This window comes from Polaromonas sp. P1_G4 (assembly GCF_056405475.1).
On record NZ_JBFUCA010000502.1, the window covers coordinates 1 to 3,048 of the forward strand.

The 3,048-nt window shown below is 59.1% G+C and carries 3 protein-coding genes; all 3 read right to left on the minus strand.

Annotation, left to right across the window (positions count from 1 at the left end; translation table 11 throughout):
• On the minus strand, nt 1-1,401 hold a 1,401-nt coding region (locus tag AC1D1X_RS19515), incomplete at its 3' end, for an FAD-binding oxidoreductase (protein WP_477698937.1).
• Complete coding sequence (locus tag AC1D1X_RS19520; protein ID WP_477668717.1) at nt 1,401-2,429, minus strand: serine endopeptidase; 1,029 nt, start codon at nt 2,427-2,429, stop codon at nt 1,401-1,403. The genes AC1D1X_RS19520 and AC1D1X_RS19515, both read right to left, overlap by 1 nt.
• A gap of 30 nt (nt 2,430-2,459) precedes the next feature.
• The coding region (locus AC1D1X_RS19525) for a DUF2145 domain-containing protein (protein WP_477698938.1) at nt 2,460-3,048 on the minus strand (589 nt) is incomplete at its 5' end.

The following is a 3,048-nucleotide window of genomic DNA, read 5'->3' on the forward strand; positions in this document are numbered from 1 at the left end:
CCACAAAGCATTCGTGAACCGCGACGCGCCAATATGCTCACGCAACTTGTTGAACCTTGGCGCCTGAGGGTAAGCACGAAGAAATTGTTCCTTTGTCGCGTGCAGCTGATACGGCAGGTAGTAGGTGCCTTCATGCGCCAAGGCCAGATCGATCATTGAGCGAGTCCATTGCGCAGCGTGTCGCTGCGCATAGACCGACATGCCCTGCTTATAGTAAATCACGAAAGAAAATACATCTTGCCGCGCCCAAGCCATCAGTACCGCATGATCAGGCGGCGAGTGGCGTATTGAAACATTCACCGTTCCCGTAGGAATCGTTTGCAAGATGTCTGCCATCTTTCGCGCGAAGCTTGTGAAGTGGCGCTCCGGAACAAAATACTCTTGCAAAACATAAGTGGAAAAATCCCGGTTCGCTGGCTCCAGCTGCGCAACATCAAGGCTGGCTTCATAATTGCGCCACGCCACGGCCGGGGTATCTTCGATGGAAGTAGCGGCTTTTCCCCGGAGCAAAGCTCCGCCAGGCAACTCCGTCATGGCCCAGAAAAAAAATTTCTCTTTCGTGTAGGGGCGGCCCGGCGGCGTCAACCGCTCCTGGATGGTCAAGGGCTTGTCGGTGCGTGACCATGTGACGCAATGCGGATAGCCAAACCGGTCCGGGAATAAATCGGCGTTGTGCAACAGCACGTTCGGGTCAGACTGGATCTTCTCGCGGAACCAGCCCGGATAGTCTTCAATGGAAATGCGATTCGTTGATCTTTCTATGCGAAAGTTTTCATCGAGATTAAGTTCAATCTCCGTGACGACGCCAATCCCTCCATACCCGCCAATAGCGGCATGAAAAAGTTCTGAATTGATTTGCCTGCTGGCTTCAACCACCTCACCGTCAGGCAAAACGATCTGCAGGGCCCTGACGGAACGGCTCACAGGCCCGTGCCCCACATAACGCCCATGGCAATTCACCGACACCGAACCTCCCACCGTGAAACTGGCGTAGCTCTGCATGGTCTGGACCGCCAGCCCCTGCGGGTCGATGATTGTTTGCAAGTCGCGCCACCGCATACCGGCCTGGATTCTGGCGGTTCGTTTGGCAGGGTCGAATTTCACCACTGCATTCATGGAGCGCATATCCAGTTGCAGTCCGCCTTGAATTGCGGTTTGTCCACCCATGCTGAATCTGCCGCCGCCGACACTCACGCGGCCTTGCCATTTTTTTAAAGCCTGCCGGACATCATCGGTCCCACGAATTTCCGCGATCCCCGCCACCGTCACAGAGCTCAGATGCGCGACATTGCACACACTCAACGGATCGACCGGGCATTTCGCCTCGGCATTCAGTTGCGTCAGCGCAGCACCACCCGCGATTGCCGATAGCGCCCTCCTGCGCGATGGGTCAAAGCGCATTAGCTGGCACCGCAGGAATGGCAGAACCTGGCGAACGCGCTCTTGCGCGTGGAGCACTTCGCACAATGGTCAAACAGGCCGATGCCGCAGTGCGGACAAAAATCGATCTCCGGATTTTTCAGGTCCACAGCCCGCTCGCAGCCCGGGCACACGCCTTTGGAAAGCCTTGTCAGTGCCGTGTCGTAGCTCAGTTCCTCGCGGCGTTGCATGTTCGGCAGCTGCTCGATCAGCTTCTGCTTTTCCAGGTATCGGTTCAGCGAAACAATGGCCTGCCGGCCCACCAGCGCCGTGACGACAATGCCCACGATATAACGAACATAACCACCGTAGCTAGGCAGGTAAGGCACCAGCTCGACGAAGAAGGCAAACACAGCAAAGAAGATAAAACCCCACACAAAGGGCCAGTAAGTCGTCTTGCGCTTTTTCGCAAACAGCCAGCCGGCCGCCACCAGCAACGGGAGAGTCAGGGCCAGGCGGTACAGAAAGATGCGCAGTTCCACACGCCGGTATTCGGCGTTGAGTTGCACCTGGGCAGCCTCTTCCATCTCCGCCAGCCTGCGGCGCTCGCGCGTCGCACCCTGCCGGGCATCCAGTGCCGCCTGCTGCTGAGCTTCTACGGCGACGCCCGCCGCGCGTTCACGGTCTTTCAACCCGTCCAGCGCCCGCGTGCGCGACAGCAGTTCGGCATCCTGCTCAGCCAACTGCGTGGCGCGCCGCGTGGACAGCCAGTTGTCGAAGGTTTCGCGCGCTGCGGCCGAATCCGCCTGGGCTGCCCGGCGTTTAAGCTGGGCTTGCTCCAGCGAGATTTGCGCGTCACGCTCGGCCCGCTCTGCCGTTTTGATGGCGCCGCGTAGCGCATTGCTGGCTGTGGCGTCCATGTAGTCGTCGACCGAGAGCTGCTTCTCGACTTTCGGCAAATCGCCGACCACCGTGCCGCCCAAACCGATCAGGAAACCGGCAAACACCAAAGCCACCAGCCAGAGGCCGCGGTGCATCCATTTTTCTGTCAATCGCAAAGTGTTGGCCATGGTTATCTCCGTTTTCTGGAAAACAGGTTTTCACAGTTTGATGACGGTCACGGGCTTGCCGGGCACAGTCATTTGCGCGCGTTGCAGCCAGTCAAACACCGAATCCACCGTGACGGTCTCAATGCGGTCAGAAAACCGCTTGTCGTTGGGATGGTCGTCAAACGCGATATTCGCCGCGGTCACGCGCCCGCCCAGGCGGGTCAAAGGGCCCAGCTTCAGCGTGGTGGGCTCGTAGCCCTTGAATTGCAGCCAGGCCTGAGCCTTCTCACGCGTGGTCACCCCGGGTTCCATCGCGGCGGCCATGGTTTCAATCGCCCATTGGTTGGACTGCTGGTACTTGCGGCCCCACACGTAGCTCACGATGCTGTAAGGCTTGTGGTGCATGGCTGTCAACCGGCCCGGGTCTTGCAGCAGCGCCAGGAGGCGTGCCTGGACTTCCGGCGCAGGCGCCACCCAGGCAGCTTCGTAACGCCACAGGTCGTCCAGGAAAAACTCGCCCAGTCCCTGGCGATAAACCGCTGAGTCGCCGGTGCCGCAGGTGTTGAGCTTGTGCACCACGCGCCAGGTTATGCCGCCCTGACCGTCGGGCAGCTGATAGGCCAGGCCCAGATGCGAATAG